This is a genomic window from Actinoplanes sp. L3-i22, from assembly GCF_019704555.1.
Lineage (GTDB): Bacteria > Actinomycetota > Actinomycetes > Mycobacteriales > Micromonosporaceae > Actinoplanes.
Window position 1 is genome coordinate 5,239,999 of sequence record NZ_AP024745.1, and the last position, 22,900, is coordinate 5,262,898.

General features: G+C 72.5%; 24 protein-coding genes. 10 read left to right on the plus strand and 14 right to left on the minus strand.

Annotated elements, in window-relative coordinates; genetic code table 11:
* Positions 1-4: 4 nt before the first annotated feature.
* From L3i22_RS23315 to L3i22_RS23325, 3 genes are all read right to left on the minus strand, one after another.
* Entirely contained in the window at positions 5-1,078 is a 1,074-nt protein-coding gene (locus L3i22_RS23315) for a hypothetical protein (protein WP_221329067.1), read from the minus strand.
* Complete coding sequence (locus tag L3i22_RS23320) at positions 1,071-1,568, minus strand: SigE family RNA polymerase sigma factor (protein ID WP_221329068.1); 498 nt, start codon at positions 1,566-1,568, stop codon at positions 1,071-1,073. Before L3i22_RS23320 ends, L3i22_RS23315 begins: the two co-directional genes overlap by 8 nt.
* 88 nt (positions 1,569-1,656) lie before the next feature.
* Entirely contained in the window at positions 1,657-2,661 is a 1,005-nt protein-coding gene (locus tag L3i22_RS23325) for an endo alpha-1,4 polygalactosaminidase (protein ID WP_221329069.1), read from the minus strand.
* A gap of 159 nt (positions 2,662-2,820) precedes the next feature.
* Between L3i22_RS23325 and L3i22_RS23330 the strand changes: the two genes are divergently transcribed.
* Together L3i22_RS23330 and L3i22_RS23335 are read left to right on the plus strand one after the other, a co-directional pair.
* Positions 2,821-3,411, plus strand: a complete 591-nt coding sequence (locus tag L3i22_RS23330) for a TetR/AcrR family transcriptional regulator (RefSeq protein WP_221329070.1) — start codon at positions 2,821-2,823, stop codon at positions 3,409-3,411.
* A 134-nt stretch (positions 3,412-3,545) separates the two neighbouring features.
* Positions 3,546-4,274 carry an alpha/beta fold hydrolase gene (locus tag L3i22_RS23335; protein WP_221329071.1) on the plus strand — a complete coding sequence of 243 codons (729 nt, stop codon included), beginning with the start codon at positions 3,546-3,548 and terminating at the stop codon, positions 4,272-4,274.
* On the opposite strand, the gene L3i22_RS23340 is transcribed toward L3i22_RS23335, so the two are convergent.
* Both L3i22_RS23340 and L3i22_RS23345 read right to left on the minus strand, forming a co-directional pair.
* Positions 4,271-4,654, minus strand: a complete 384-nt coding sequence (locus L3i22_RS23340) for a helix-turn-helix domain-containing protein (RefSeq protein WP_221329072.1) — start codon at positions 4,652-4,654, stop codon at positions 4,271-4,273. The two genes, L3i22_RS23335 and L3i22_RS23340, sit on opposite strands and share 4 nt — an antisense overlap.
* Positions 4,655-4,768: 114 nt before the next feature.
* Positions 4,769-5,461 (minus strand): TetR/AcrR family transcriptional regulator, encoded by a 693-nt coding sequence (locus tag L3i22_RS23345; protein ID WP_221329073.1) that lies wholly within the window; start codon positions 5,459-5,461, stop codon positions 4,769-4,771.
* Between the two features lie 85 nt (positions 5,462-5,546).
* Between L3i22_RS23345 and L3i22_RS23350 the strand changes: the two genes are divergently transcribed.
* On the plus strand, positions 5,547-6,398 hold the full coding sequence (locus tag L3i22_RS23350) for an NmrA family NAD(P)-binding protein (RefSeq protein ID WP_221329074.1): 852 nt from the start codon (positions 5,547-5,549) through the stop codon (positions 6,396-6,398).
* A gap of 149 nt (positions 6,399-6,547) precedes the next feature.
* Here L3i22_RS23350 and L3i22_RS23355 read toward each other — a convergent pair whose 3' ends face one another.
* Complete coding sequence (locus L3i22_RS23355) at positions 6,548-7,006, minus strand: helix-turn-helix domain-containing protein (RefSeq protein ID WP_221329075.1); 459 nt, start codon at positions 7,004-7,006, stop codon at positions 6,548-6,550.
* A 142-nt stretch (positions 7,007-7,148) separates the two neighbouring features.
* On the opposite strand from L3i22_RS23355, the gene L3i22_RS23360 reads away from it, so the two are divergent.
* A complete protein-coding gene (locus L3i22_RS23360) occupies positions 7,149-8,357 on the plus strand; it encodes an MFS transporter (protein WP_221329076.1) in 1,209 nt (402 codons plus the stop codon).
* A 7-nt stretch (positions 8,358-8,364) separates the two neighbouring features.
* Here L3i22_RS23360 and L3i22_RS23365 read toward each other — a convergent pair whose 3' ends face one another.
* From L3i22_RS23365 to L3i22_RS23375, 3 genes are all read right to left on the minus strand, one after another.
* On the minus strand, positions 8,365-8,670 hold the full coding sequence (locus tag L3i22_RS23365; RefSeq protein WP_221329077.1) for a transcriptional regulator: 306 nt from the start codon (positions 8,668-8,670) through the stop codon (positions 8,365-8,367).
* Positions 8,667-9,113, minus strand: coding sequence for a hypothetical protein (locus L3i22_RS23370; protein WP_221329078.1), 447 nt, complete (start codon positions 9,111-9,113; stop codon positions 8,667-8,669). The genes L3i22_RS23365 and L3i22_RS23370 overlap by 4 nt, the downstream gene beginning before the upstream one ends.
* Positions 9,114-9,184: 71 nt before the next feature.
* Positions 9,185-10,057, minus strand: a complete 873-nt coding sequence (locus L3i22_RS23375; protein ID WP_221329079.1) for an LLM class F420-dependent oxidoreductase — start codon at positions 10,055-10,057, stop codon at positions 9,185-9,187.
* A gap of 133 nt (positions 10,058-10,190) precedes the next feature.
* Between L3i22_RS23375 and L3i22_RS23380 the strand changes: the two genes are divergently transcribed.
* Positions 10,191-11,174, plus strand: a complete 984-nt coding sequence (locus L3i22_RS23380; RefSeq protein ID WP_221329080.1) for an aldo/keto reductase — start codon at positions 10,191-10,193, stop codon at positions 11,172-11,174.
* Between the two features lie 30 nt (positions 11,175-11,204).
* Positions 11,205-11,546, plus strand: a complete 342-nt coding sequence (locus L3i22_RS23385) for an ester cyclase (protein ID WP_221329081.1) — start codon at positions 11,205-11,207, stop codon at positions 11,544-11,546.
* A gap of 30 nt (positions 11,547-11,576) precedes the next feature.
* Here L3i22_RS23385 and chrA read toward each other — a convergent pair whose 3' ends face one another.
* Genes chrA through L3i22_RS23405 form a run of 4 tightly spaced genes read right to left on the minus strand, consistent with a single transcriptional unit; the run spans position 11,577 to position 16,096 of the window.
* Entirely contained in the window at positions 11,577-12,746 is a 1,170-nt protein-coding gene (gene chrA / locus L3i22_RS23390; RefSeq protein ID WP_255658525.1) for a chromate efflux transporter, read from the minus strand.
* Positions 12,739-13,134, minus strand: a complete 396-nt coding sequence (locus tag L3i22_RS23395; protein WP_221329082.1) for a VOC family protein — start codon at positions 13,132-13,134, stop codon at positions 12,739-12,741. Before L3i22_RS23395 ends, chrA begins: the two co-directional genes overlap by 8 nt.
* Entirely contained in the window at positions 13,131-13,868 is a 738-nt protein-coding gene (locus L3i22_RS23400) for a metalloregulator ArsR/SmtB family transcription factor (RefSeq protein ID WP_221329083.1), read from the minus strand. The genes L3i22_RS23395 and L3i22_RS23400 overlap by 4 nt, the downstream gene beginning before the upstream one ends.
* Positions 13,869-13,918: 50 nt before the next feature.
* Entirely contained in the window at positions 13,919-16,096 is a 2,178-nt protein-coding gene (locus L3i22_RS23405; protein WP_221329084.1) for an RICIN domain-containing protein, read from the minus strand.
* A 241-nt stretch (positions 16,097-16,337) separates the two neighbouring features.
* Here L3i22_RS23405 and L3i22_RS23410 point away from each other — a divergent pair, with 241 nt between their 5' ends.
* The 3 genes from L3i22_RS23410 to L3i22_RS23420 are packed head-to-tail and all read left to right on the plus strand — an operon-like array spanning position 16,338 to position 19,415.
* On the plus strand, positions 16,338-17,636 hold the full coding sequence (locus tag L3i22_RS23410; protein ID WP_221329085.1) for an extracellular solute-binding protein: 1,299 nt from the start codon (positions 16,338-16,340) through the stop codon (positions 17,634-17,636).
* A 1-nt stretch (position 17,637) separates the two neighbouring features.
* Complete coding sequence (locus L3i22_RS23415) at positions 17,638-18,528, plus strand: carbohydrate ABC transporter permease (RefSeq protein ID WP_255658526.1); 891 nt, start codon at positions 17,638-17,640, stop codon at positions 18,526-18,528.
* Positions 18,525-19,415 (plus strand): carbohydrate ABC transporter permease, encoded by an 891-nt coding sequence (locus L3i22_RS23420; RefSeq protein WP_221329086.1) that lies wholly within the window; start codon positions 18,525-18,527, stop codon positions 19,413-19,415. The genes L3i22_RS23415 and L3i22_RS23420 overlap by 4 nt, the downstream gene beginning before the upstream one ends.
* A gap of 1 nt (position 19,416) precedes the next feature.
* Here the strand turns inward: L3i22_RS23420 and L3i22_RS23425 are convergent, their stop codons facing one another.
* A complete protein-coding gene (locus L3i22_RS23425; protein WP_221329087.1) occupies positions 19,417-20,439 on the minus strand; it encodes a substrate-binding domain-containing protein in 1,023 nt (340 codons plus the stop codon).
* Positions 20,440-20,496: 57 nt separating this feature from the next.
* Here L3i22_RS23425 and L3i22_RS23430 point away from each other — a divergent pair, with 57 nt between their 5' ends.
* Entirely contained in the window at positions 20,497-22,833 is a 2,337-nt protein-coding gene (locus L3i22_RS23430) for a glycoside hydrolase family 3 N-terminal domain-containing protein (protein WP_221329088.1), read from the plus strand.
* Positions 22,834-22,900: the final 67 nt, after the last annotated feature.

The following is a 22,900-nucleotide window of genomic DNA, read 5'->3' on the forward strand; positions in this document are numbered from 1 at the left end:
CCGGTCATTCCGGGTTCGAGCGGTTCAGGACATGGACGCCGGCGGCGTACCGGAGCAGGTCGGCGTCGCTGATGGTGAGGCCGCCGCCGACGGTGATCTGCAGCGTCGCGTCCCAGTCGGGGACGTCGACCGCCAGCGTCACCTCACCGGTCCGGCGGGTCAGCACGGCGTCGCGCCCGCCGACCTTCCGGTTGACGCCGCTGAGCTGCTGCCGTTTGCGCAGCACGGTGGCGAACCCGCCGGCGCCGGGCGCCGCCGCCGGCGACCGGAAGACCATCCGGGACGCGCTGACCTCGTCGGTCACCGTCGCGGCCGGGCTCAGATCAAGATCAAAAGGCGGCGGTACGGCGACCGCCCCGCCCGTCATCGCGTCGGCCAGCGCGACCACCTGGTCCGGCGTGTAGGTGTCGTCGGTGGCCAGCTGGATCCACCGGCTCGACGACTCCTTCCAGTAGAGGGTGAGCTGCTTGGCGGGCGTCGCGTCCACCGTCCGCAGCGTGCCGGCGTGCCCGCGCACCTGCCGCGCCGTCTCACCGGCGGCGGTGCCGAACGTCGGTTTGCGCGCCGAGACGGTGATCGTGACGTCCGCGTGGTGCTGCAGCTCGGTCGCCTCGAAGAACGCGACCGGGTTGCCGCCGCTCATCGAGCCGACCGGCGCGCTCATCCCGTCGGTGGCCGGCAGGGTGTAGGGGAACGTCGGCGCCTTCCAGCCCGCGGTCAGCGTCACCGTGCCGGTCCCGGCCGCGGACTTCGCCGATGACGACGTGACCTGGCTCGACGGCCGGCTGCGCGCCGAGGCGGCGGGCGACGGGGCCGCGCTGGTCGGGGTCAGCGGCACGACCGGGGCCGACGCGGCCGGCGGCGTGGTGTGCTGCGGCCGGCCGGTGAGCACGGTCAGGATCGGGACGGCGGCGGCCACCACGGCCACGGCGGCGGCCACCGCGGTCAGCGTGGCGACCCGCCGCCGGCGGTAGCGACGGGAGCGCCCGTGCACGTCGGCGAGCAGTCCCACACCTGCGGGGGCCTGGCCGGCGGCGTCGTGCATGGTCTCCGCGAGTATCCGGTTCAGGTCATCCATCGCCGTGGGCTCCTCTCTCGCTCATGATCGTGCGCATCCGGTCCAGCGCGCGGGTCGCCTGCGAGCGCACCGTGGACCGGCCGACGCCCAGCAGCGCGGCGATCTCCTCGTCCGGCAGGTCGCAGTAGAAGCGCAGGACCAGCACGGCCCGCTGCGCGCGGGGCAGCCCGCGCAGCAACTGCCACATCTGATCGCGGGCCAGCAGCCGCTGCTCGGGCGCGTCGGAGCCGGCCGGTTCGGGCACCTCGGCCAGGACCGCCTCGCGGTACGCGCGGCGCCGCCGCCAGGACAGGAACTGCCGCACGATCGCGGTCCGCACGTACGCCTCGGCGTTGTCCATCGCGGTGATCCGGTCCCAGCGCCGGTGCAGCCGGGCCAGCACCTCCTGGACCAGGTCCTCGGCCAGGTGCGCGTCGCCGGAGAGCACGTACGCGAATTTCAGCAGTGCCCGGCCACGGCCGTGCACGAAGTCGTCGAAGTCAGTGGTCATCGTGATCTGTTCGCCTGGACGCCGGAAACCCCCGGACGCCTGGTGGGCGCCGGAGGTCTCGGTGGCGTTGCGGAATCGGGACAGCGGCTCAGCACGCCTGGTAGACGTACGACTTCGATCCCGGGGTGGTGACGTCGACGTCGCGCAGCACGACCGACAAGCGGCTGCCGTAGCCGCTGCACGCCTTGGTGAAGCCGCTCTTCGAGTACTCGATCACGATCACATTGTTTCCGTACGAGGCGGTGTAGGCGCCGCACTCGTCGAAGTCGGCGCACTCCTCGGCGACCGCGAAGTCGAACCCGATCTTCTTGGCGTTCGCGCTGCTCAGCTCGGCGGTGTTCTTCTGCCCGATGGCCAGCCCCTTGGCGTGCGCCCGAGTGGCAAGCGAGGTGGCGTACGCGATCGCCTGCGCCTGGGTCAGCAGGCCCTTCGACCGGGTGTAGGAGTCCAGGTTGTCCGGCTCGACGGCCTGGAACCCCTTGGTGGCGCACTGGTCGATCCAGCCGCCCACGATCGTGGTCAGCGCGGTGCGCTTGGCCTCGGTGGAGAAGTCCAGCATGATCTCGTTCCAGTCCTCGTCGATGACGAGGTTGCCCTTCGCGTCGTGCAGCAGCAGGTCGTTGTGGTTGGTCTTCCACCACGACTCGTCGCCGGGCTGGGCCTGGAACGCGTTGACGTAGCAGACGTTGTAGAGCCCGGCGGCCGGCGCCGCCCCGCTGTCGCGGCTGACCACGGTGACACCGGACGGCGGGGTGTAGGCGCCGCCGATCTGGTAGTCGAACGTCGCGTTCGCCGGCGGCGGGGTCCACGCGGCCGGCTTGACGCCGGTGGTGGCCGAGGCGGACGTGGACGCGACGGTCGTCGCGGAGGCGGACGTTGCCGGCTTCGGCGTGGTCGCGCTCGGCGCGGGGGAGGTGACGGCCGGCGAGGCCTTCGTGGGGGAGGTCGTGGCGGGCGCGCTCTTGTGCGGCTTGTCGCTGTGCCAGGGGCCGCGGGTGCCGGCGTTCGCGGTGCCGATGCCGACGCCCAGCGCGACGATCGCGACGGCCGACATGGCGATCCCCAGCTTGAGCTTCCTGCGGTTGACTGCCATCGGGGGTGACTCCTCGGTTGCCGGGGGAAGGTTCCTCCCTCTGAACGCGATGGGCGGGCGCGTCTGCTGCTGCCGTACCGAATAATTTTTGTGTTTCTTTGCCTGTCTTGATCTTGCGGGTCTTAGACGACTGGTCTACTTAGTGTTAGGGTGGCGGCCATGCCGGCCGCCAGGGAAGACACCCGTCGTCGCATCCTCGACACCGCGCGGCGCATCGTCGCGAGCAAGGGCTACGCCGCGGTCGGCCTCAACGAGGTGCTCGGCGAGGCCAGGGTGCCGAAGGGCTCGTTCTACCACTTCTTCGCGTCGAAGGACGCCTTCGGCCAGGCCCTGCTCGACGAGTACTTCGTCGAGTACCTGGCGGAGATGGACGACTTCCTGCGCGAGCCCGGCCTGACCACCGCCCAGCGGCTGATGAACTACTGGGCGAGCTGGTCCGACAACCAGAGCTACAACGACTGCCAGGGCAAATGCCTCGCGGTCAAGCTGGGCGCCGAGGTCGCCGACCTGTCCGAGCCGATGCGCCTCTCGCTCGCGGCCGGGACCGGCGGGATCATCGATCGGCTGGAGACCGCGATCGCGACCGGTGTCGAGGACGGCTCGGTCACGGTGGTCAACACGCCCCGGGAGACCGCCCGGATCCTCTACGACCTGTGGATGGGCGCCAGCGTGATGGCGAAGATCCGGCGCGACGGTGTCCACTTCGGCACGGCGCTGACCGCCACCCGGCAGATGCTGCACCTGGCCTGAGGAATCGTTCCCGCCGTTGTCCGGGAACACATTTGTGCGCGATGGACGTCACCGCTTCGCGCATTGTCCGGCGCTCTTCACCGCACTACGTTTCGGCACAGCACAATTGTCGGCGCGGTCCCCAAAGGTGAATGATGACTACTTCGCAGTATTCCGCAAAGCGCACGTTCGTTCTGGTGCCCGGCGCCTGGATGGGCGCCTGGTCCTGGCATCCGGTGGCCGGGCTGCTGCGGGCGGCCGGGCACGACGTGGTGGCGCTGACCATGCCCGGGCTGTCCTACGGAAGCTCCCCGGTGGGGCTGGGGCTGGCCGACGCCGTGGACTTCGTGGTCCGCGAGATCGAGGCGCGCGACCTGCGTGACGTCGTTCTGGTCGCGCACAGCTGGGGTGGTTACCCGGCCACCGGCGCCGCGCATCGCCTGACCGGCCGCATCGCCAAGGTGGTGTACTACAACGCGGTCGTCCCCGCGCGGGGCGCGAGCATGGGCGACGAGAACGAGGTGTACGGCAAGGCGATCCTCGACTCGATCGCCGCGACGCCCGACCGGACCGTGTCGATCCCGCTCGACGCGGTCCGCGCCGGGCTGATGCAGGACGAGTCCGCCGAGCTGCAGGAACTGGTCTTCGGGCTGACCCTGCCGCAGCCGGGCGGCTACATGGTCGACGCCCTGGACGTGCCGACCGTGGTCGAGGCCGGGCTGCCGGCGGCCTACCTGCTGGGCGTGGCCGACCAGTCCCTGGCCCGGCCGGGCGACGAGTTCGCGGCCCGGCTCGGGGTGCGGCCGGTGCCGGTGCCGGGCAGCCACATGGCGATGCTGTCGAAGCCGGCCGAGATCGCCGAAGCCCTGCTGGCGACCGTCTAGACCGCGGCGGCGAACCGGTCGCGACTGTCGACGATGTGCTCGTGGTGCTGGTCCGACCAGGAGATCAGGGACCCGATGATCGAGCACAGCGACCGGCCCGCGTCGGTCAGCGCGTAGGCCACCCGGGCCCGCGCGCCGGCCGCCGGAACGCGCGTGATCAGGCCGTCGCGCTCCAGCTCGCGGAGGTTGAGCGTGAGCATCCGCGGGGTGATGGCGCACGACTTGAGAATGACCGAGTACGGCCGGGGGGCGTCGGCCAGCAGGGTGAGGACCAGGGAGCTCCAGCGGTTGCCGACGTGGGCCAGCACGTCGCGCCGGACGGCGCAGAGCTGCGCGGTCGTCGCCATCCGGTGCTGAACCTCGTTGCTCGTAGTCGTCATCGCTCTCCCGCCGGTTCTCATTCGATCGCTGCCCAGAATGGCCGGGGCCGGCCGGATCGTCAAGGTCATGTGATCGGCGTCCAAGGCTCTCGCCGGTATTTTCGGTGCCCTCTTTTAATGGTCCGGAAGCGACGGTGACGAGTTGTTGCCGGAATCGATTCCGTGACCGAGGACGGCCGGCTCGCGGGTGGCCGCGGCGTGATCGTGGATATGGTCGATCACGGTGTCCAGGGCGGCTTCGAGCGCGTCGGTGCTCCGCTGCGCCTGGGCGAGCAGCAACCCTCCTTGCAGGGCGGTCAGCAGTGCCAGGGCCAGCCTGCCGGGGTCGGTCCGAGCGCGCAGGACGCCGTTGTCCCGCATGGTGGCGAGGCCGCCGCGGATCGCCTCGTGCCAGGCGTTGAAGCCAGCGGCCAGGGCCTCGCGGGCCCACGGGTGGTCGTCGGCCAGCTCGCTGGACAGGCTGCCCAGCGGGCAGCCGCCGGCGCCGTTCGCCCGCCGGGCCGCGTCCACCACCACGTCGCGCCAGGATCGGAGCGCGTCGAAGCTGTCGAGCCGCGCCAGCAGGGGTGCCTGGTGGGACAGGACCGCCTCGGACTGATGGGCGATCACCGCCCGGGTGAGCGCGTCCTTGTCGGCGAAGTAGTGGTAGATCTGGGAGGAGCTGACACCGGCCGCGTCGCGGACCGCCGGAGTGCTCGTCCCGGCCACGCCGTGCCGGTACATCAGGTCGGCCGCGGCCGCGATGATCCGGTCCCGGGTCGCCCGGCCCTTCTGGGTCGCCGCCTCGTGCCGCGCCGTGGGTGGCATCACTTCACGCTCCCAAGATTGGACTTGACTATCCAATCCTATGGTGTCAAGACTGGATAGGTCAATCCAATCTGAAGGGGGACCGATGACTGTTCAGCAGCCAAACGTGCTGGTCACCGGCGCGACAGGCCGGGTCGGCTCGGAAGCCGTCCGGCTGCTCACCGCCGCGCGGAATCCGGCCCGTGCTCTGGTCCGCGACGCCTCGCGTGCACCGCACGGCGCCGAGATCGCCGTCGGGGATTTCGACCGCCCGGACACGCTCGACGCCGCCATGCGCGGCATCGACACGGTGCTGCTGGTCAGCCCGGCCGTGCCCGCACAGGAGATCGCGGTCATCGACAGCGCGGTGCGTCACGGCGTCACCCACATCGTCAAGGTCACCAGCAAGGCATCGGCCGACTCCCCGGTCGACCGGCGCCGCGGCCAGGCCCGGATCGAGGCGCACCTGCTGGCCAGCGGGGTGGCGTACACGCTGCTGCGCTCGAACGCCTACCCGCAGAACCTGTTCGCCCTCGCCCCCATGGTCAAGCAGACCCGGGGCTTCCTGATGTCCGCCGGTGACGGCCGGGTCGGCCTGACCGACGCGCGCGACGTGGCGGCCGCGGCGGCGGCGATCCTGACCGCGCCCGCGCCGCACGCCGCGAAGACCTACCTGCTGACCGGGCCCGAGCTGGTCACCTACGCCGACGTGGCCAGGGAACTCACCGACGCGCTCGGGTACCCGGTCGAGTACCGCCGGACCTCACCCGAGGACCATCGGAGCGTGATGATCCTCGCCGGCCTGCCCGAGCCCGTCGCGACCTCGAACGCCCAGGCCTTCGGCCTGATCGCGCAGGGTGACGCCGCCTGGTTGTCGGACGACGTCGAGTCGCTCACCGGCGATCGTCCGCGCGGCCTGCACGCCTTCATCGCCGAGAACCTCGGGGACTTCGCCTGAGGTGTGGCGGGACCGGGGCGCGGCCCGAGACGGAGCGGGTGCCCGTCGGCCCAGGCGTCGCCATGGCGGGAAGTATCGCCCGGCTCGGGCGGTGGCGGTGATGAACATGGCGCCGATCCTCGGCAACCGAGGTCAGCAACCGGTCGGGGCTACCGGGGGTAGGTCGCGGTGCGGACCGCCTCGACCTCGTCCAGTGGCACCTCGCTGCCGCTGTCGTCGACGAAGGCGACCCGGACCGGCGCGTCGCTCTCGTGCCGCCGGCGCACCACGGTGGGGCTCTCCGGCCGGGGCAGGTGGTCGTCGCCCCACTGCTGGAGCCCGGCGATGATCACGTGCAGCTCCCGGCCGACCGGGGTCAGGTGGTACTCGTACCGGGTGCGGCTGCCCGCGTCCTGGTACGGGTCCCGGGTCAGGATGCCGTTCTCGATCAGCGTGTTCAGCCGGTCGGCGAGCACGTCGGCGGCGACCCCGAGGTTGCCGCGGAACGACTCGAACCGGGTCTCGCCCTCGAAGGCGAGCCGCAGGATGAGCAGGGTCCAGCGCTCGCCGAGCACGGACAGGCTGCGCGACACGGAACAGCTGCTGTCCCGCAGTTTTGCGATGGGCATGGATCTCGCCTCCGGTGGAGCTGCTGAAGCTCGCCCACTTTAGCAATTTTTCCAACTCAGCCGTCACGGACGTCACATCTGACTTGTTTTTCCCAACTCAGACGGTCACGGTGGATCCATGCTTCACCCCGGAAAGCAGCCCATGAGCACCCAGGTGCCCCCGATCCCACCGGCCGCCGCCGATCGCGCGAAGCGCGGGTTCTGGCCCTTCGCCGCGCTGCTCGGGTTGTGCTACGTCGCGGCGAGCGCCCCGAGCCCGCTCTACGCCGACTACGCGCTGCGCTGGCACTTCACCGACAGCACGCTGACCGTGGTCTTCGCCGTCTACGCCGTACCGTTGCTGGTTTCCCTGCTGGTCTTCGGGGGCATTTCCGACGAGATCGGCCGCAAGCCGGTGGCGCTGACCGCGAGCGCCCTGCTCGCGGTCAGCCTGGTGCTGTTCGCCGCCGCCGATGGACTGGCGTTCCTGATCGCCGCCCGTGCCCTGCAGGGGTTCGCCACCGGTCTGCTCACGGCCGTCGCCTCGGCCGCTCTGCTCGACCTGCAGCCGCGCCGGCGTCCGGGCCTGGCCGCGCTGCTGGGTGCCGGGCTGTCCACCGGCGGTCTCGCGGCCGGGGCGCTGCTGAGTGGACTGCTCGTGCAGTACGCGTGGAGCCCGTCCCGGCTCGTCTATCTGGTGATCCTCGCCCTGCTGGGGTCGCTCGCGGCGGCCGTGGCCGCCCGGGCCGACGAATCGGTGACCGACCGGGTCCGGCCGGTGTTGCGGGTGCGGGTCGTGGTCCCCGCCGAAGCCCGGCCGGCCTTTGCCGCCGCCGTACCGGCGTTGTTGTCGACCTGGGCTTTGAACAGCTTCTATCTCTCCCTCGGCCCGAGCCTGGCCAGGGCGCTCAGCCACACCGTCAGCCATCTGCCCGGCGCGATCTCGGTGGCGCTGCTGACCGGCTGCGCCTGCCTCGCGACCCTGGCCACGAAGGACTGGGCCGCCGGCACCTGCGTGGCCGTCGGCTGCGCGGTGCTCGCCGCCGGATCCGGCCTGACCGTCGTCGCGACGGCGTTGGCCAGTGTGAGCGTCTTCTACCTCAGCACCGTCGTCGCCGGAGCCGGCTTCGGCCTCGCCTTCTCCGGGACCTTCCGCGGCCTCGTCGCCCTGGCCCGGCCCGCCGAACGGGGCGCGCTGATCGCCGCCACCTACGTCCTCGGGTACGCGGCGTTCGCCGTGCCGGCCGTCATCGCCGGCATCGTCAGCACCCGGTACGGCCTGATCCACACCGCGCTCGGCTACAGCGCGGCGGTCGGCGGGCTCGCGCTCATCGCCCTGATCGCCACGGTCTCCAGGGCCGGGCGGAGGTGATCGTCGCTCAGTGCGGCCCGGCGTCCAGGGCCACCCCGAGCATGGCCCGCAGCGCCCGCGCGTGGGCCGCGAGCGCCGCCCGCCCCGGCTCGGTGAGGCGGACCGTGGCGCGCCGGCCGGTGCGCTTGAGCTCCACGTAGCCCGCGTCCTGCAGCGCGCCGATCTGCTTGCTCAGCGCCGAGTCGGTCATCCCGGTCGCCTCGCGCAGGAACCCGAACTCGACGTGCACCGCGGGCGCCAGCAGCGACACGATGCTGAGCCGGACCGGCGCGTGCAGCAGCTCGTTGAAACCGGCCGGCTGCCCGGCGCTCATCGCCGCCCCGGCCGGACCGCGGCGGCCTGCACCCGGCCCGCGGCGGCGACCCAGACGATGCCCGCGGCCACGCCGGCGACGGTGCCGGCGACCGGCACGTCGTAGAACCGCAGGACCGAGCCGACCAGGATCCCGACGGCGACGACCGCCAGGCCGTACGCGATCGGCGGCCCGAGGCGCAGGCTGCGCATCCGCATCCGCAACCGCACCCCGGTGACCCGCTCCAGGGTGACGGTCAGGGCGACCACGGCCAGGCCGGAGGCGAGGATCAGCGCGGTCGACGGCCACCCGTTGAGGTCGGCGGAGGCCCAGGGCAGGACCAGGGCGGCGGCGGTGCCGTAGACGAACCAGGGCGGCAGCCGGCGCGGCCCGCCCCGGTCGACGGTCTGCTGAGCGCGGCGTTCCATCTCGGCGAGGGCGTTGGCGGCATCGGAGCTGTCCATCGAGGTGCCTTCCGGAGCGGACGAATGTTTCCTTCGAGGAAAGTATCAGACTCTTTCCTCGAAGGAAACATTTACCGGCGTCCGATCAGGACCGTGGCGAGCGCGCGGAACGCGTCCGCCGGGAACGACCTGGCGTCGCCGCCGTTGAGGACCTGGATCGCGACCTCGTCCGCGCCGGCCCGGTAGTGCTTCTCCAGCCCGGCGGCGACCTGCTCGGCCGTACCCCAGGGAATGATCGCGTCGACCAGGCGGTCGCTGCCGCCGGCGGCGAAGTCCTCGTCGGCCCAGCCGAACCGTCGCAGGTTGTTGGTGTAGTTCGGCAGCGTCAGGTAGCCGGCGGTGTACTTGCGGGCGGTGGCCCGCGCGGTCACCGGATCCGGGTCGAGGACCACCGCGACCTCCGGGGCGAGCAGCCGGTCGGCGCCGAGCGCGGCCCGGGCCTCGGCGGTGTGCTCGGCCGGGATGAAGTACGGATGCGCGCCGGCCGACCGGTCCCGGGACAGCTCCAGCATCCGCGGGCCGAGCGCGGCCAGGATCCGCCGCTCGCGCGGGAAGCCGGCCTGGTCGAGACCGTCCAGGTAGGAAACCATCTTCGAGTACGGCCGGCGGTAGTCGGTGCCGTCCTTCTCCACCAGTACGGCGTGGCTGGCGCCGAGCCCGAGCAGGAACCGGCCGGGATGGGCCCGCTCCGCGTCTCGGGCGAACGCGGCCACCTCGGGCGGCGACGAGTGCCAGATGCTCACGATGCCCGGGGCGACCCCGATCCGCCCGGTCCCGTCCAGGATCTCCCGGAAGCGGGCCGGGACGTCGTCGCCGAAGCCGGCCGAGAACCAGATCCGGGAGTAGCCCAGCTCCTCGAGCTCGCGCGCGGCCTCGACCGCGGCGTCCCGGCTCGCGCTGCCGAGGAAGAACGGTTGCCAGACGCTGACCAGTCGTTGTGCCATGCCCGAACCCTACGACCGGCCCGGCTGGGGTGCCCTGCTGGTACCTGTTTCGCCAGGCACTCCCGGCCGCCGGCCCGGTCCGCTTTGATAGGAGATCAAAACCTTTTCCGCCGTACGACGTAAGGACGGAACCATGCGTACCGCAACGCTCGGTGATCTCGAAGTTGGCCGGATCGGCCTCGGCGCGATGGGCATGTCGCACGGGTACAGCGGCGCCGGCACCGATGACGCGGAGTCGATCCGCACCATCCACCGGGCCCTCGACCTGGGCGTCACCCTCGTCGACACCGCCGAGATCTACGGCCCGTACGTCAACGAGGAACTGGTCGGCCGGGCCCTCGCCGGGCGCCGCGACCGGGTCGTGCTGGCCACCAAGTTCGGCCTGATCTCGCACGACGGCCGGGTCCCCGGCGGCCTGGACAGCAGCCCGGCCAACATCCGTACCGCGGTCGAGGGCTCGCTCAAGCGGCTCGGCACCGACCACATCGACCTCTACTACCAGCACCGCGTCGACCCGGGCACACCGATCGAGGACACCATCGGCGCGCTCGCCGACCTGGTGCGACAGGGCAAGATCCGGTACCTCGGGCTGTCCGAGGCGTGGATCGGCACGCTCCGCCGCGCGCACGCCGTGCACCCGATCACCGCGCTGCAGTCGGAGTACTCGCTGTGGACGCGCGACCAGGAGCAGATCCTGCCGGTGCTGCGTGAGCTGGGCATCGGTCTGGTCGCCTACTCGCCGCTGAGCCGCGGCTTCCTCACCGGCGCGCTGCGCACCCCGGCCGACGTCGAGAAGCTCGACGACAGCGACTTCCGTAGGTCCAACCCGCGCTTCACCGGCGAGAACTTCGCGCGCAACGTGCGCCTCGCCGACCAGGTGCGGGCGGTCGCCGAGCAGGCCGGCGCGACTTCGGCGCAGGTCGCCCTGGCCTGGCTGCTGGCCCAGGGCGACGACGTCGTCCCGATCCCCGGCACCAAGCGGGTCACCCGGGTCGAGGAGAACACCGCGGCGGACGCCGTCACGCTCACGCCCGAGCAGCTCGCCACCCTGACCGCGCTGCCCGTCGCCGAGGGTGGCCACCACACCGACGACCAGATGAAGGTCATCGAACGCTGATCCGGACCGGCCCCGGTAGCCTGATCGCTCGTGACCGATCGGATCCGCGCTCTCGCGCATCGCATGTACACGGCCTTCAACGACCACGATCACGCCGCGGCGCTGGACATCTTCACGCCGGACTTCTACAGCCACGCGATCCGGAAAGCCGGTCCGCAGAGCATCGTCGACGCCTGGAGCGGCCTGCACCAGGCCTTTCCGGACGCCCGGGTCACCGTGGAGGACGTGATCGTCGAGGGGGAGACCGTGGCCGCCCGGCTGACCATGCACGGCATCGCCGGCGAGCCCGCGACGATGCTGGAGATGTATCGCGTCCGCGACGGCCGGATCGCCGAGCTGTGGGCGCTCACCTCGCTGCGCCGCGACACCTGACGCCGCCGGCCCGGAACGGCCGCGGACGGCTCAGCGGGGGAGGGCGCCGCCGGCGAACACGATCAGGATGCCGGCCGCGGCGGCGGTGAGCAGGGTCAGGACCGGGCCGCGGCGCAGGCCGAGGGTGAGGACGGCCGCGCCCGCGAGCACGGCGTACTGCCAGGGCTCGGTCAGGGCGCGGACCAGCGGGACCGCGGAGCCGAGGATCGCGCCGATCGCGGCCGGGCCGGCGCCGTCGAGGAACGCGCGGACCCGCCGGTTGTCGCGGAGCCGGTCGAAGCGGTCCGCGCCGAGCAGGACGAACGTGAACGAGGGCGCGAACGCGACGACGGCGGCGAGCAGGCCGCCGCCGAGCCCGGCGGCGGCGTAGCCGACCACGGCGACGGTGTGCACGACCGGGCCGGGGGTGATCTGCCCGAGCGCGACGGCGTCGAGGAACTGGGTGGGGGTCATCCAGTGGTGCCGGCCGACCGCGTCGGCCTGCATGAGCGGGATGATCACGAAGCCGCCGCCGTAGGAGAGCGCGCCGACCTTCAGCGCGGTCCAGGCCAGCGGGAGCAGCACCCCCCCGCCGAGCCCGGCCGCGGCCAGCAGTGGAACGGCGGTGACCGGCCGGCGTCCGTCGCCCGGCGGCCGCTGGACGACGACCTCGGCGACACCGGCGGCGATCAGCAGCAGCACCAGCCACGGCCCGACGGTCGCCGCGGCGACCGCGCCGAGCAGCAGGTATCCCGCCCACCGCGCCCGGGTGCCCGGCCGGGCGGCCCGCTGCCAGCCGGCCGGGATCAGGCCGGCGCCGGCCTGCAGGGCGATCGCGGCGACCGCCGCGCCGGCGCCGGCTCCGGCGGCCTCGACCCAGGTGGGCGGGTCGCCGAGGAACAGCGCGGCCAGCGCGAGGATCGCGACCAGCCCGGGCAGTACGAACGCGGCGCCGCCGAGCAGCGCGCCGGCCCGGCCCCGGACCCGCCAGGCGCAGAAGATCGCCAGCTGGGTCGAGGCCGGGCCGGGCAGCAGGTTGCAGGCGGCGATGGCGTCCTCGAACTCCCGCGCGTCGAGCCACTTACGGTCCTCGACGCAGAGCTTGCGCAGCAGCGCGATGTGCGCGGGCGGCCCGCCGAAGCCGACACAGCCGATCCGGCCCCACTCCCGCAGCACGGTCGCCAGCTCGGCGCGGTGCCGCGTGCCGGGCAGCTCAGGCACGGGCCGGCTGGAAGAGCTCGACGGGGTTGCCGGCCGGGTCGTCCAGGACGATCTGCCGGCCGCCGGGGCCGGTGACGACGTCGCTGCGGAACACCACGCCCGCGGCCCGCAGCCGGGCCACCTCGGAGTCGAGGTCGGCGACGATCAGATGGATGCGGTTCCAGCCCCCGGGGTGCGGACGGCGCCCGTCGGGCATGGCCCGGCCGGCGGAACTGTCCGGGCCGGACAGCAACAGCCGCAGCTTGCCGCGCCGGACGTCGGCGAACGCGGGCGGGAACGTGCTGATCGGGGTGAACCCGAGAGGGCCGGTGTAGAAGTCGAGTGCGGCGGCGACATCGTCGACGAGGTAACGCACGCTGACGGTGCCGTCATCGGCAGGGCTGGTCATAGTGCCTTCTCCGAGTGGTGGACGAGGGTGTGCAGCAGGAAGCCGATGCGCCGGTCGAGCTCGTCGGCGACGCGCTCGAACGCCGATGGCTCGCCGGGGGCGGCGGCCGGGTCCGCGATGCTCCAGTGCGCCGGTCGCCGGTGGCCGGGGAACTCGGGACAGACCTCCTTGACCCGGTCGCACAGGGTGATCACGTGCTCGAATCGCTGCCCGGCGAACGTGTCGAGGTGTTTGGGACGGGCGGCGGACAGGTCGATGCCGCGGGCGGCCAGGGTGCTCACCGCGTACGGATGAATCGGTTTGGGTTTGCTCCCGGCGCTGACCGCCCGCACGGACCCGGCGGTGCGGGCGGTCAGCAGCGCCTCGGCCATCTGCGAGCGCGAACTGTTGCCCGTGCAGAGGAACAGCACCCGCCCAGTGACCGGCCCGGCGGGTGCCGGCCGGGTGAGTCGCAGCCCGGGGTGCAGCGTGGCGCCGGCGCCGGACAGCAGGTCGCCGCACCGGGTCAGGTCGAGGGAGTAGTAGCTGTCCCGGCCGTCCGCGCTGCTGCGCCGGGCGGTCACCAGCTCGGCCTTGCGCAGCTTGCCCAGGTGATAGGAGACGAGGTTCTGCGGCTGGCCGAGCAGCGCGGTCAGCTCGTGCACGGCGAGGTCGCCGCGGGCCAGCTCGGTGAGCAGCCGCCACCGGACCGGATGCCCGGCGGCGGTCACGAACCCGGGCGCCGCTGCCGTCATGCCCCGCAGATTACATCAAACTGATTTGATGCAATAGCGGGTGCGCCGGATTATCCGTGGGTCCAGCGCTGGGTGGCGTTGCCCAGGGCGGTCCAGAGCTGCACGGGTGAGCCGTTGGCCGTCGCCCAGCCGGTGACGTCGATCGCCAGGCCGCTGGACCGGTTGACCACCGAGCCGTCGAGCCGGGTCGACCACTGCTGGCCGGTCCGGCCGTTGCAGGTCCAGAGGATGAGCGCGGTGCCGGGCGTGACCCCGTCGCCCGAGGCGGCCAGGCACTTGCCGGCGACGCGCAGGTCACCGGCGGCGGTGGCGGTGATCAGCTGGTTGGCGTTGCCGGTGCAGTCGTAGATCTGCAGCGGCACCCCGGTGGCGCCGCCGGGCACGTCGAGGCAACGGCCGGAGTTGGCGCCCCGCAGCGTGAACGAGGTGGCCACGGTCTCCGGCACGAGCTGCCACTGCTGGGCCTGGTCGGCCGGGGCGGTGAGTGCCGTGCCCAGGGTGACCGCGCCGCCGGCGGTGGCCCCGGTCAGGTACAGGGCCGGGTTGCGCACCGAGCGGAGCTGGTAATAGCCGTTCGGGCCGGCGATCAGGGTCCACTGTTTGTCGGTGGCGCCGTCGTCGGCCCACTGGGCCAGGCGCTGCCCGGCCGTCGCCGAGCCGGTCCAGATCGCGGCGGCCCGGCCGCCGGCCTTGTCGAGCAGCGTGGTGGTGCCGCCGGTGCCGGTCAGGTGCCAGCGCTGGCCGTCGTTCGCGGCGTCGACGGGTTGCAGGAGCAGGTCCGGGGTGTCGCCGGTGAGGTTGGCGTCCTGGGTCTTGCCGGCCTCCGGGCTGAGCGCCTGCCCGGTGAGCCGGTTGACCAGGGTGTAGTAGGTGCCGTCGGAGCGGCCGAGGTCGGCGTCGGCGTAGCGGACCGGTCCGACGCTGCCGCCGGCCCACGCGGCCTGCAGGATCAGGACGCGGCCGGTGCCGGTGACGTACCGCAGGTCGCGGCTGTACCCGGCCGGGATCGAGGTCTGGTACTCCTTCCAGGCGCCGGTGCTCAGGCCGGACTCGTTGACCCAGACGCTGCCACTGCCACTGGCGTTGTAGACGATCCGGCCGTCCGGCATGGCCAGCAGCACCGGGCTGCCGCCGGTGGCGAGCGGGTGACCGCCGGCCGGCACGGGCAGCGCGGTGACCGCGGCGTCGGTGCCGCTGTAGAACGTGAGCGGGTCGCCGGCGAGCCGGTAGCGGGTGTCCGTCCCGCCACCCCAGTACTCGTAGGTGAGCAGCCATTTTCCGTCGGTGGTGGGCGCGATCGTGGTCATGCCGGGCCGGCCGCCGCCGATCTGGGTCTTGCCGTTGCCGCGGTCCACGGTGGCGCCGGGCACGTCGACGACCGGCCGGGCGCTCCAGGTGGCGGTGCCGCGGCCGGTCCAGGTCTTGTGGACCAGAAGCTGGCCGCGGGAGTCCGCCGCGGTGGCGTTGGCCGGGTCGATGACCGGCACGCCGGTGCCGCTGTCGTAGCCGAGGTAGTCGTTCTCGTCGGAGTAGTAGACGACCAACTGGCCGTTGCGCGCGGTCAGGTACGGCTCCCAGACCGGATCCTGCTGGGCGTAGGTGTTGGCGGTCGAGACGCTGATCCCCTGCCACCCGCCGGTGGCGATGAGGTTGACCACGGTCCAGGTGGCGCCCTGGTCGGTGCTGGCGTAGAGGGCCAGGGCGATGTCCCTGCGGTCGCCGTCCCGGGTCGGGGTCCAGGCCGGGTTCGCCGCCTTCTGCTCGCGGTAGTAGGCGTCGTCGCCGGAGACGACGCTGGCCAGCAGCAGGGTGCCGGCGGCCAGGTCGCCGACGGTCTGCGGCAGCACGTACAGGTTCGGGTTGGTCCAGTTGCTGGTGTACTTCGCGTAGGCGGGATCGGCGGACAGGTAGGCGGGCGCCTTGACGTCGGCGAGTTTGCGCCAGGTGGTGCCGTTGTCGTCGCTGGCGTGGATCGGGATGGTCTGCCCGACCGGGTCGGCCTGGCTGTTCTCGTACGCGGCCACCAGCCGGCCGCCGGGCAGCTGGGCGGACTTCGGGTAGAGCACGCACGGGCGCTTGTTGCAGGCGGCGGCATTGTCCGCCACGTACAGGTTCGCCGGGCTCGGCTGGTAGGCGGTCGCGCTCGTCGCGGGTGCGACGGCGGCGAGGGCGCCCAGGCCGATCGCCGCGAGCGTGGCGAGCACCCTGGTTGTCGCCGACGTGGACATGGCTGTCTCCTCGTTCGTCTCATCACGGGAGGCGTCCGCCGCGCGAGATCCGGACACGGATCGCCTGTGCCGGAAGTCTCGGCCATGGATGAACAGCCCCTCAAGACTTACGAAATGTTTTCGTAACCCGTTCGTTTCGAGTTCTTGTCCGGCAGCCTTCGTGCGTGCCAATCTCCCATGCCAAGGGAGTTGTCCCGGAGCATCTCAGGCCTCGAAAACTTTTCGTAAATAGGAGTTCACCATGACCAGGAGATTCACCGTGAGCCGGCGCGGGTTCACCGCGCTCGTCGCCCTCTCCGCGATCGCCACGACCGCGGCCTGCGGCTCGGCCGGCCCGCAGCCGACCGGCACCGCCGGTGGCGGCCTGACCATGTGGGCGCTGTCCGACCAGACCACCCTCAAGGACTCGGTCGACGCCTACAACGCCGACCACCCGACCGCGAAGATCACCCTGCAGCTGTTCGCCAACGACGACTACAAGCAGAAGCTGCGGGTCGCGTTCGGCGCCGGCCAGGGCCCGGACATCTTCTTCAGCTGGGGCGGCGGCGCCCTCAACGACTACGTCAAGACCGGCAAGGTCGCCGAGATCACCGGCGCCGACCTGGACACCGGGCGGTTCACCCCGAGCGTGCTCAAGACCGCCACCTTCGGCGGCAAGGTCTACGGCATCCCGGCCAACGGCCTGGCCCCGGTCGTCCTCTACTACAACAAGAAGGTCCTCGACGCGGCCGGCCTGCGGCCGCCGACGACGCTCGACGAGCTCACGAGCGCGGTCACCACGCTCAAGGGCAAGGGCGTCACCCCGATCTCGCTGGCCGCGAACTCCAAGTGGCCGACCCTGATGTGGCACGAGTACCTGCTCGACCGCGCCGGCGGCTCGCAGGTCTTCGACCGCATCGGCGCCGGCGACGGCAGCGGCTGGCTCGACCCGTCGGTCACCCGGGCCAACCAGCAGCTGCAGGACCTGGTCGGGCTCGGCGCGTTCGGCGCCAACGCGTCCTCGCTCTCCTACGACCAGGGCGCGGCCACCGCGCTGCTCTACACCGGCAAGGCCGCGTTCGAGCTGATGGGCACCTGGGAGTACGCGAACATCGTCAAGGCCGCCCCGGAGTTCGTCACCTCCGGCGACCTGGGCTACACCGCCTTCCCGGCCACCGGCGGCGCGGGCGACCCGGCCGCGATCGTCGGCAACCCGTCGAACTACCTGTCGGTCAACGCCGCCACCAAGCAGAAGGCCGCCGCGCTCACCTACCTCAAGGACTACGTCCTCGACGACTCGCAGGTCGACAAGTACCTCGCCGCCGGCAGCGTCGCCCCGGTCAACGGCCTCGACGCCAAGCTCGCCGCGGTCCCCGGCGCCGACCAGGCCTGGCTGCGGTTCGTCTACGACCTGGTGCGCAAGGCCCCGAACTTCCAGCTGTCCTGGGACCAGGCGCTGCCGTCCGAGCAGGCCGACCCGCTGCTGACCAACGTGGACCAGTCGTTCCTGAAGAAGATCACGCCCGAGCAGTTCGGGCAGAACCTGAGCAAGGTGTCCTGACGTGACAGTCGTGCGGACCCGTACTCCCGGCGCGGTCGCCATGGCCGCGCCGGCCCTGCTCCTGTTCGGCCTGTTCGGCATCGTCCCGCTGCTCGGCGTGCTGGTGCTGAGCCTGGCCGACTGGGACGGTCTCGGCACGCCGGGCTGGGCCGGCCTGGCCAACTGGAGCACCGTGCTGAGCGACGCCGGCACCTGGGACGCCCTCTGGCTGACGCTGCGGGTGATGGTCGTCAGCTGGCTGGTGCAGACCCCGATCGCGCTGGCCCTCGGGCTGTTCCAGGCCGCCCCGGGCCGGATCCGGTCGCTGCTGGCGGTGCTCTGGTTCCTGCCGCTGCTGCTGTCCGCGGTCGCGATCGGCCTGGCCTGGCAGGCGCTGCTCGACCCGACGTTCGGCATCGGCGCCACGCCCGGCCTGCACTGGCTGGCCCGCCCGCTGCTCGGCGACCCGGACCTGGCGCTGTACACCGTCATCTTCGTCATCGCCTGGCAGTTCATCCCGTTCCACGCACTGCTCTACCAGGCCGGCCTGCGGCAGATCCCGGTCACGCTGTACGAGGCGGCGGCGATCGACGGCGCCGGCCCACGCGACCGGTTCTGGCGGATCACCCTGCCGCAACTGCGCTACACGATCGTCACCTCGACCACGCTGATGCTGGTCGGCTCGCTCACCTACTTCGACCTGATCTTCGTGCTCTCCGGCGGCACCGGCGGGCCCGGCACCGCCACCCGCGTCCTGCCGCTGGCCATGTACATCACCGGCTTCCAGGCCCACGACATGGGCCGGGCGAGCGCGATCGCGACCATCCTCGTGCTCGCCGGGCTCGCCCTGTCGCTGGCCACCACGAAATGGTCCGGCTTCACCCGGATGTCCAGTCAGCAAGAGGGAGCATGACGATCAACACCGCAACCGCATTGAGGGTACGGACGAGCACCGGCACGCCCCGGGCCCTCGCCCCGGTCGGCACCGTCCTGCGCCGGGCCGGCACCGCCGGTGCGACGCTGCTGTGGAGCGCGCTTGTCGCCGTACCCCTGTATTGGGTGGTGATCACCAGCCTGAAGGAGCGCGCCGGATTCCTGACCACCAGCCCGCTCGCGCCGCCGGCGTCCGCCACGGTCGCCAACTACCGCACGGTGCTGGCCGGCGGGTTCGGCACCTACCTGCTCAACAGCGCGATCGTGACCGTCGCCGCGGTCGCCGGGACCGTCGCCGTGTCGCTGATGGCGGCGTTCGTGATCGCCCGCGGCACCAGCCGGTGGTCGCGCTGGTACTTCCGGCTGTTCCTGCTCGGCCTGGCCATCCCGCTGCAGGCGGTGATCATCCCGGTCTACCTGCTGATCATCCGGCTGCACCTGTACGACAGCCTGCTCGCGATCGTCCTGCCGGCCGCGGCGTTCGCCGTCCCGATCACCGTGATGATCCTGGTCAGCTTCCTGCGCGACGTGCCGGACGCGCTGTTCGAGGCGATGCGGATGGACGGCGCCGGCGACTGGCGGCAACTGTGGTCGCTCGCGCTGCCGCTGGTCCGCCCGGCTCTGGTCACCGTGGTGGTCTACAACGGGCTGCAGGTGTGGAACGGCTTCCTGTTCCCGCTGATCCTCACCCAGAGCAACGAGCGGGCCGTGCTGCCGCTGGCGCTGACCCTCTACCGCGGGCAGTTCGGCATCGACGTGCCGGCCACGATGGCCGCGGTCGTGCTCTCCACCGCGCCGATCCTGGTGCTGTTCATCGTCGCCCGCCGGCAGCTGATCGCCGGCCTGACCGCGGGCTTCTCGAAGTGAGTCAGCGCGGCGCGGCGGTCGACTCGCGGATCACCAGCCGGGTGGTCAGCTCGACCCGGGGCGCGGGCACCGCCCGGCCCTCGGCCAGCTGGATCAGGGTCTGCACCGCCACCCGGCCCATGTCCTCGAACGGCTGGCAGACCGCGGTCAGCGGCGGCGAGGCCATCGCCGCCACCGCGGTGTCGTCGAAGGACACCACGCTCAACTCGTCCGGGACCCGGCACCCGGCGCGGCGGGCCGCCTCCAACGCGCCCAGCGCCTGGGCGTCGCTGGCCGCGAAGATCGCCGTCGGGGGCCGCGGCAGCGCCAGCAGCTGCGTGGTCGCGGCCACCGCCTCCTCGAAGTCGAAGTCGCTCGCCTTCACCAGGGCCGGGTCGACGTCGATCCCGGCCTCGGCGAGCGCGGCCCGGTACCCGTGCAACCGGGCGGCGCCGGCCACCGAGTGCGGCCGCCCGGCCAGCATGCCGATCCGCCGATGGCCCAGGCCCAGCAGGTGCTCGACCGCGGTCCGGCCACCCTTCCAGTTGGTCACCCCGATGCTCGGGATCTCGATCACCGGCTCGCTGAGCGGGTCGACCAGGACCACCGGGATGTGCTGCTCGACGATGCGCTGCTGATCCTGCTCGGCCAGCATGCTGATCACCAGGATCATGCCGGCCGCGCCCATCGCCTCGCACTCGTCGAGCCAGCGCGAGATCGGCTGCCGGTTCGTCATGCCGATCACCGCGTGCGCGCCGGCCTCGGCGGCGCCGGTCACGATCCCGCGCACCACCTCCAGGGTGTACGGACCGGCCAGGTCCCGGAACACGGTCAGGATCTGCCGCGGCCGGCCGTCCCCGGCACCGTCCCGCGGGTAGCCGTGCTCGGCCAGCAACGCCTCGACCCGCGCTCGGGTCGCCGCACCGACGTCCCGGCGGCCGTGCACCACCTTCGACACCGTCGAGACCGACACCTGCGCGGCCCGGGCCACCTCGCTGATCAGCCCGTGCCGCCCGGCCGGCCCCCGCGCACCCCGCTCGACCACAGCCCACCCTCTCGTACCGCCTTCGCCGCGTCACCGTACATCCCGAGGAGCCACCCGATGACCACCACGATCGCCAACCCCACCGACCGGCCGTGGCACGACCCGGCCCGGCCGGTGCGCGAGCGGGCCGAGCTGCTGCTCGCCCGGCTCACCGTGGCCGAGAAGGTCGCGCAGCTCGGCAGCGCCTGGGAGGACGTCGAGCCGGCCGGCCCCGAGGTCGCGCCCGGCACCAGCCTGCTCGGCCGGGTCGGTGACCTCGAGCAGACCGCCCGGCACGGGCTCGGCCAGCTCACCCGCCCCTACGGCACGGTGGTGCGCATGCCGATCGAGCACGCCCGGGCGCTCGCCGACCGGCAGCGCCAGGTGATCGCCCAGAGCCGGCTGGGCATCCCGGCGATGACCCACGACGAATGCCTCACCGGGTTCACCGCGTTCGGCGCCACCATCTATCCCACCTCGCTGGCGATGGCCGCCACGTTCGACCCGGAGCTGATCGGCCGGGTCGGGCGGGCGATCGGGGCGGACCTGGCCGAGGCCGGCGTGCACCAGGGGCTCGCGCCGGTGGTCGACGTGATCCGCGACTACCGGTGGGGGCGCTGCGAGGAGACGTACGGGGAGGATCCGTACCTGGTCGGGGAGATCGCCGAGGCGTACGTCCGCGGTCTGCAGGCCGAAGGCGTGCTGGCCACCCTCAAACACTTCGCCGGGTACGCCGCCTCGACGGGCGGCCGCAACCACGCCCCGGTCAGCATCGGCCCGCGCGAACTGCACGACGTCGTGCTGCCCCCGTTCGAACGGCTGGTCGCCGCCGGCGTCGCCTCGATCATGAACTCGTACGCCGACCTGGACGGCGACGCCCCGGCGGCCAGCCACCGGCTGCTGACCACGCTGCTGCGCGACACCTGGGGCTTCGACGGCACCGTCGTCTCCGACTACTGGTCCATCCCGTTCCTGGTCACCGCCCACCGCGTCGCCGCGGACCTGCCCGCCGCCGGTCGCGCCGCCCTGCGCGCCGGAATGGACGTGGAGCTGCCCGACCAGCGCGGCTTCGGGCCGGCCCTGGTCGACGCCGTGCTCCAGGGCCGGGTCGCCGAGGAGGACCTCGACCGGGCGGTACGCCGCGTCCTGCACCAGAAGCTGCGCCTCGGACTCCTCGACGCGGACTGGGACCCGCGGCCGGCCGCCCTCCGCGCCGGCGACCTCGACCTGGACAAACCGGCCAACCGGCGGCTCGCCCACACCGCGGCGCGGGACAGCGCCGTGCTGCTCAGCAACGACGGCGCCCTGCCGCTGCCGCGGACCGGGCGGATCGCGGTCATCGGCCCGTGCGCGGACGACGTGCGGACCATGCTCGGCTGCTACAGCTTCCCCAACCACGTGCTCGCCGACCGGCCGGAGCTGGGCACCGGGGTGCCGATCGTCTCCCTGTACGCGGCGTTGACCGCCGAGCTGCCCGAGGTCGCCTGGTCGCACACCCAGGGTTGCCCGGTCCGGGAACCGGACCGCTCGGCGATCCCGGCCGCGGTGCTCGCCGCCCGCGACAGCGACCTGGCCGTGGTGGTCGTCGGGGATCGGCCGGGCATGTTCGGCATCGGCACCTCCGGCGAGGGCTGCGACGTCGAGGACCTGCGGCTGCCCGGGGTGCAGGACGAACTGGTCGAGGCGGTGCTCGGGACCGGGGTGCCGACCGTGCTGATCGTCAACTCCGGCCGGCCGTACGCGGTGGGGCGCTTCCGGGACCGGGCCGCCGCCATGGTGCAGGTGTTCCTGCCGGGGGAGGAGGGCGGGCGGGCCGTGGCCGAGCTGCTCAGCGGCCGGGCCGATTTCAGCGGGCGGCTTCCGGTGCAGATCCCGTTCGGGCCGGGCGGGCAGCCCTACACCTATCTGCACGCGCCGCTGGGGGATCGGCAGAGCGCGCTGTCCAACCTCGACCCGACGCCGGCGTTCCCGTTCGGGCACGGGCTGTCGTACACCACCTTCGCCGTCGGCGAGCTGGCGGTGGACCGGGTCGAGGTGCCGGTCGACGGGCGGGTCACCGTGTCGGTCGGCGTTCGCAACGTCGGGGCGCGAGGCGGGGCGCAGGTCGTGCAGCTCTATGCGACCGACCCGGTCGCGCAGGTCACCCGGCCGGTGCGGGCGCTGGTGGCGTTCGCCAAGGTCCGGCTCGAACCGGGCGAGGGGGCGCGGGTGTCGTTCGAGGTGGACACCGACCGGTTCGCCTTCACCGGCGCCGACGGGACCCGGCTGGTCGAACCCGGCGAGATCCGGCTGGCGGCCGGCTTCTCCAGCACCGACACGCCCGCCCGCGCAACCGTCACCCTGACCGGCCCGCCGCGCCCAGCTTTGCGGCTGCGCCAGTACCACGTGCCGGCCACCATCCGCCGCGACAGCTGACCAGCGGTTTCCGCGCCCGCGCCAGAGCCGACCCGGCTCTGGCGCAGGCCGAAGTCCCACGCACCGG

Coding starts and splice junctions, on each gene's coding strand:
- L3i22_RS23330 (WP_221329070.1), top strand. CDS start 2,821: ATGCCGGCCGCCAGGGAAGACACCCGTCGTCGCATCCTCGACACCGCG.
- L3i22_RS23335 (WP_221329071.1), top strand. CDS start 3,546: ATGACTACTTCGCAGTATTCCGCAAAGCGCACGTTCGTTCTGGTGCCC.
- L3i22_RS23375 (WP_221329079.1), bottom strand. CDS start 10,057: ATGGCACAACGACTGGTCAGCGTCTGGCAACCGTTCTTCCTCGGCAGC.
- L3i22_RS23350 (WP_221329074.1), top strand. CDS start 5,547: ATGACTGTTCAGCAGCCAAACGTGCTGGTCACCGGCGCGACAGGCCGG.
- L3i22_RS23360 (WP_221329076.1), top strand. CDS start 7,149: ATGAGCACCCAGGTGCCCCCGATCCCACCGGCCGCCGCCGATCGCGCG.
- L3i22_RS23345 (WP_221329073.1), bottom strand. CDS start 5,461: ATGCCACCCACGGCGCGGCACGAGGCGGCGACCCAGAAGGGCCGGGCG.
- L3i22_RS23400 (WP_221329083.1), bottom strand. CDS start 13,868: ATGACGGCAGCGGCGCCCGGGTTCGTGACCGCCGCCGGGCATCCGGTC.
- L3i22_RS23395 (WP_221329082.1), bottom strand. CDS start 13,134: ATGACCAGCCCTGCCGATGACGGCACCGTCAGCGTGCGTTACCTCGTC.
- L3i22_RS23410 (WP_221329085.1), top strand. CDS start 16,338: ATGACCAGGAGATTCACCGTGAGCCGGCGCGGGTTCACCGCGCTCGTC.
- L3i22_RS23320 (WP_221329068.1), bottom strand. CDS start 1,568: ATGACCACTGACTTCGACGACTTCGTGCACGGCCGTGGCCGGGCACTG.
- L3i22_RS23420 (WP_221329086.1), top strand. CDS start 18,525: ATGACGATCAACACCGCAACCGCATTGAGGGTACGGACGAGCACCGGC.
- L3i22_RS23325 (WP_221329069.1), bottom strand. CDS start 2,661: ATGGCAGTCAACCGCAGGAAGCTCAAGCTGGGGATCGCCATGTCGGCC.
- L3i22_RS23365 (WP_221329077.1), bottom strand. CDS start 8,670: ATGAGCGCCGGGCAGCCGGCCGGTTTCAACGAGCTGCTGCACGCGCCG.
- L3i22_RS23370 (WP_221329078.1), bottom strand. CDS start 9,113: ATGGACAGCTCCGATGCCGCCAACGCCCTCGCCGAGATGGAACGCCGC.
- L3i22_RS23340 (WP_221329072.1), bottom strand. CDS start 4,654: ATGACGACTACGAGCAACGAGGTTCAGCACCGGATGGCGACGACCGCG.
- L3i22_RS23355 (WP_221329075.1), bottom strand. CDS start 7,006: ATGCCCATCGCAAAACTGCGGGACAGCAGCTGTTCCGTGTCGCGCAGC.
- L3i22_RS23315 (WP_221329067.1), bottom strand. CDS start 1,078: ATGGATGACCTGAACCGGATACTCGCGGAGACCATGCACGACGCCGCC.
- L3i22_RS23380 (WP_221329080.1), top strand. CDS start 10,191: ATGCGTACCGCAACGCTCGGTGATCTCGAAGTTGGCCGGATCGGCCTC.
- L3i22_RS23405 (WP_221329084.1), bottom strand. CDS start 16,096: ATGTCCACGTCGGCGACAACCAGGGTGCTCGCCACGCTCGCGGCGATC.
- L3i22_RS23430 (WP_221329088.1), top strand. CDS start 20,497: ATGACCACCACGATCGCCAACCCCACCGACCGGCCGTGGCACGACCCG.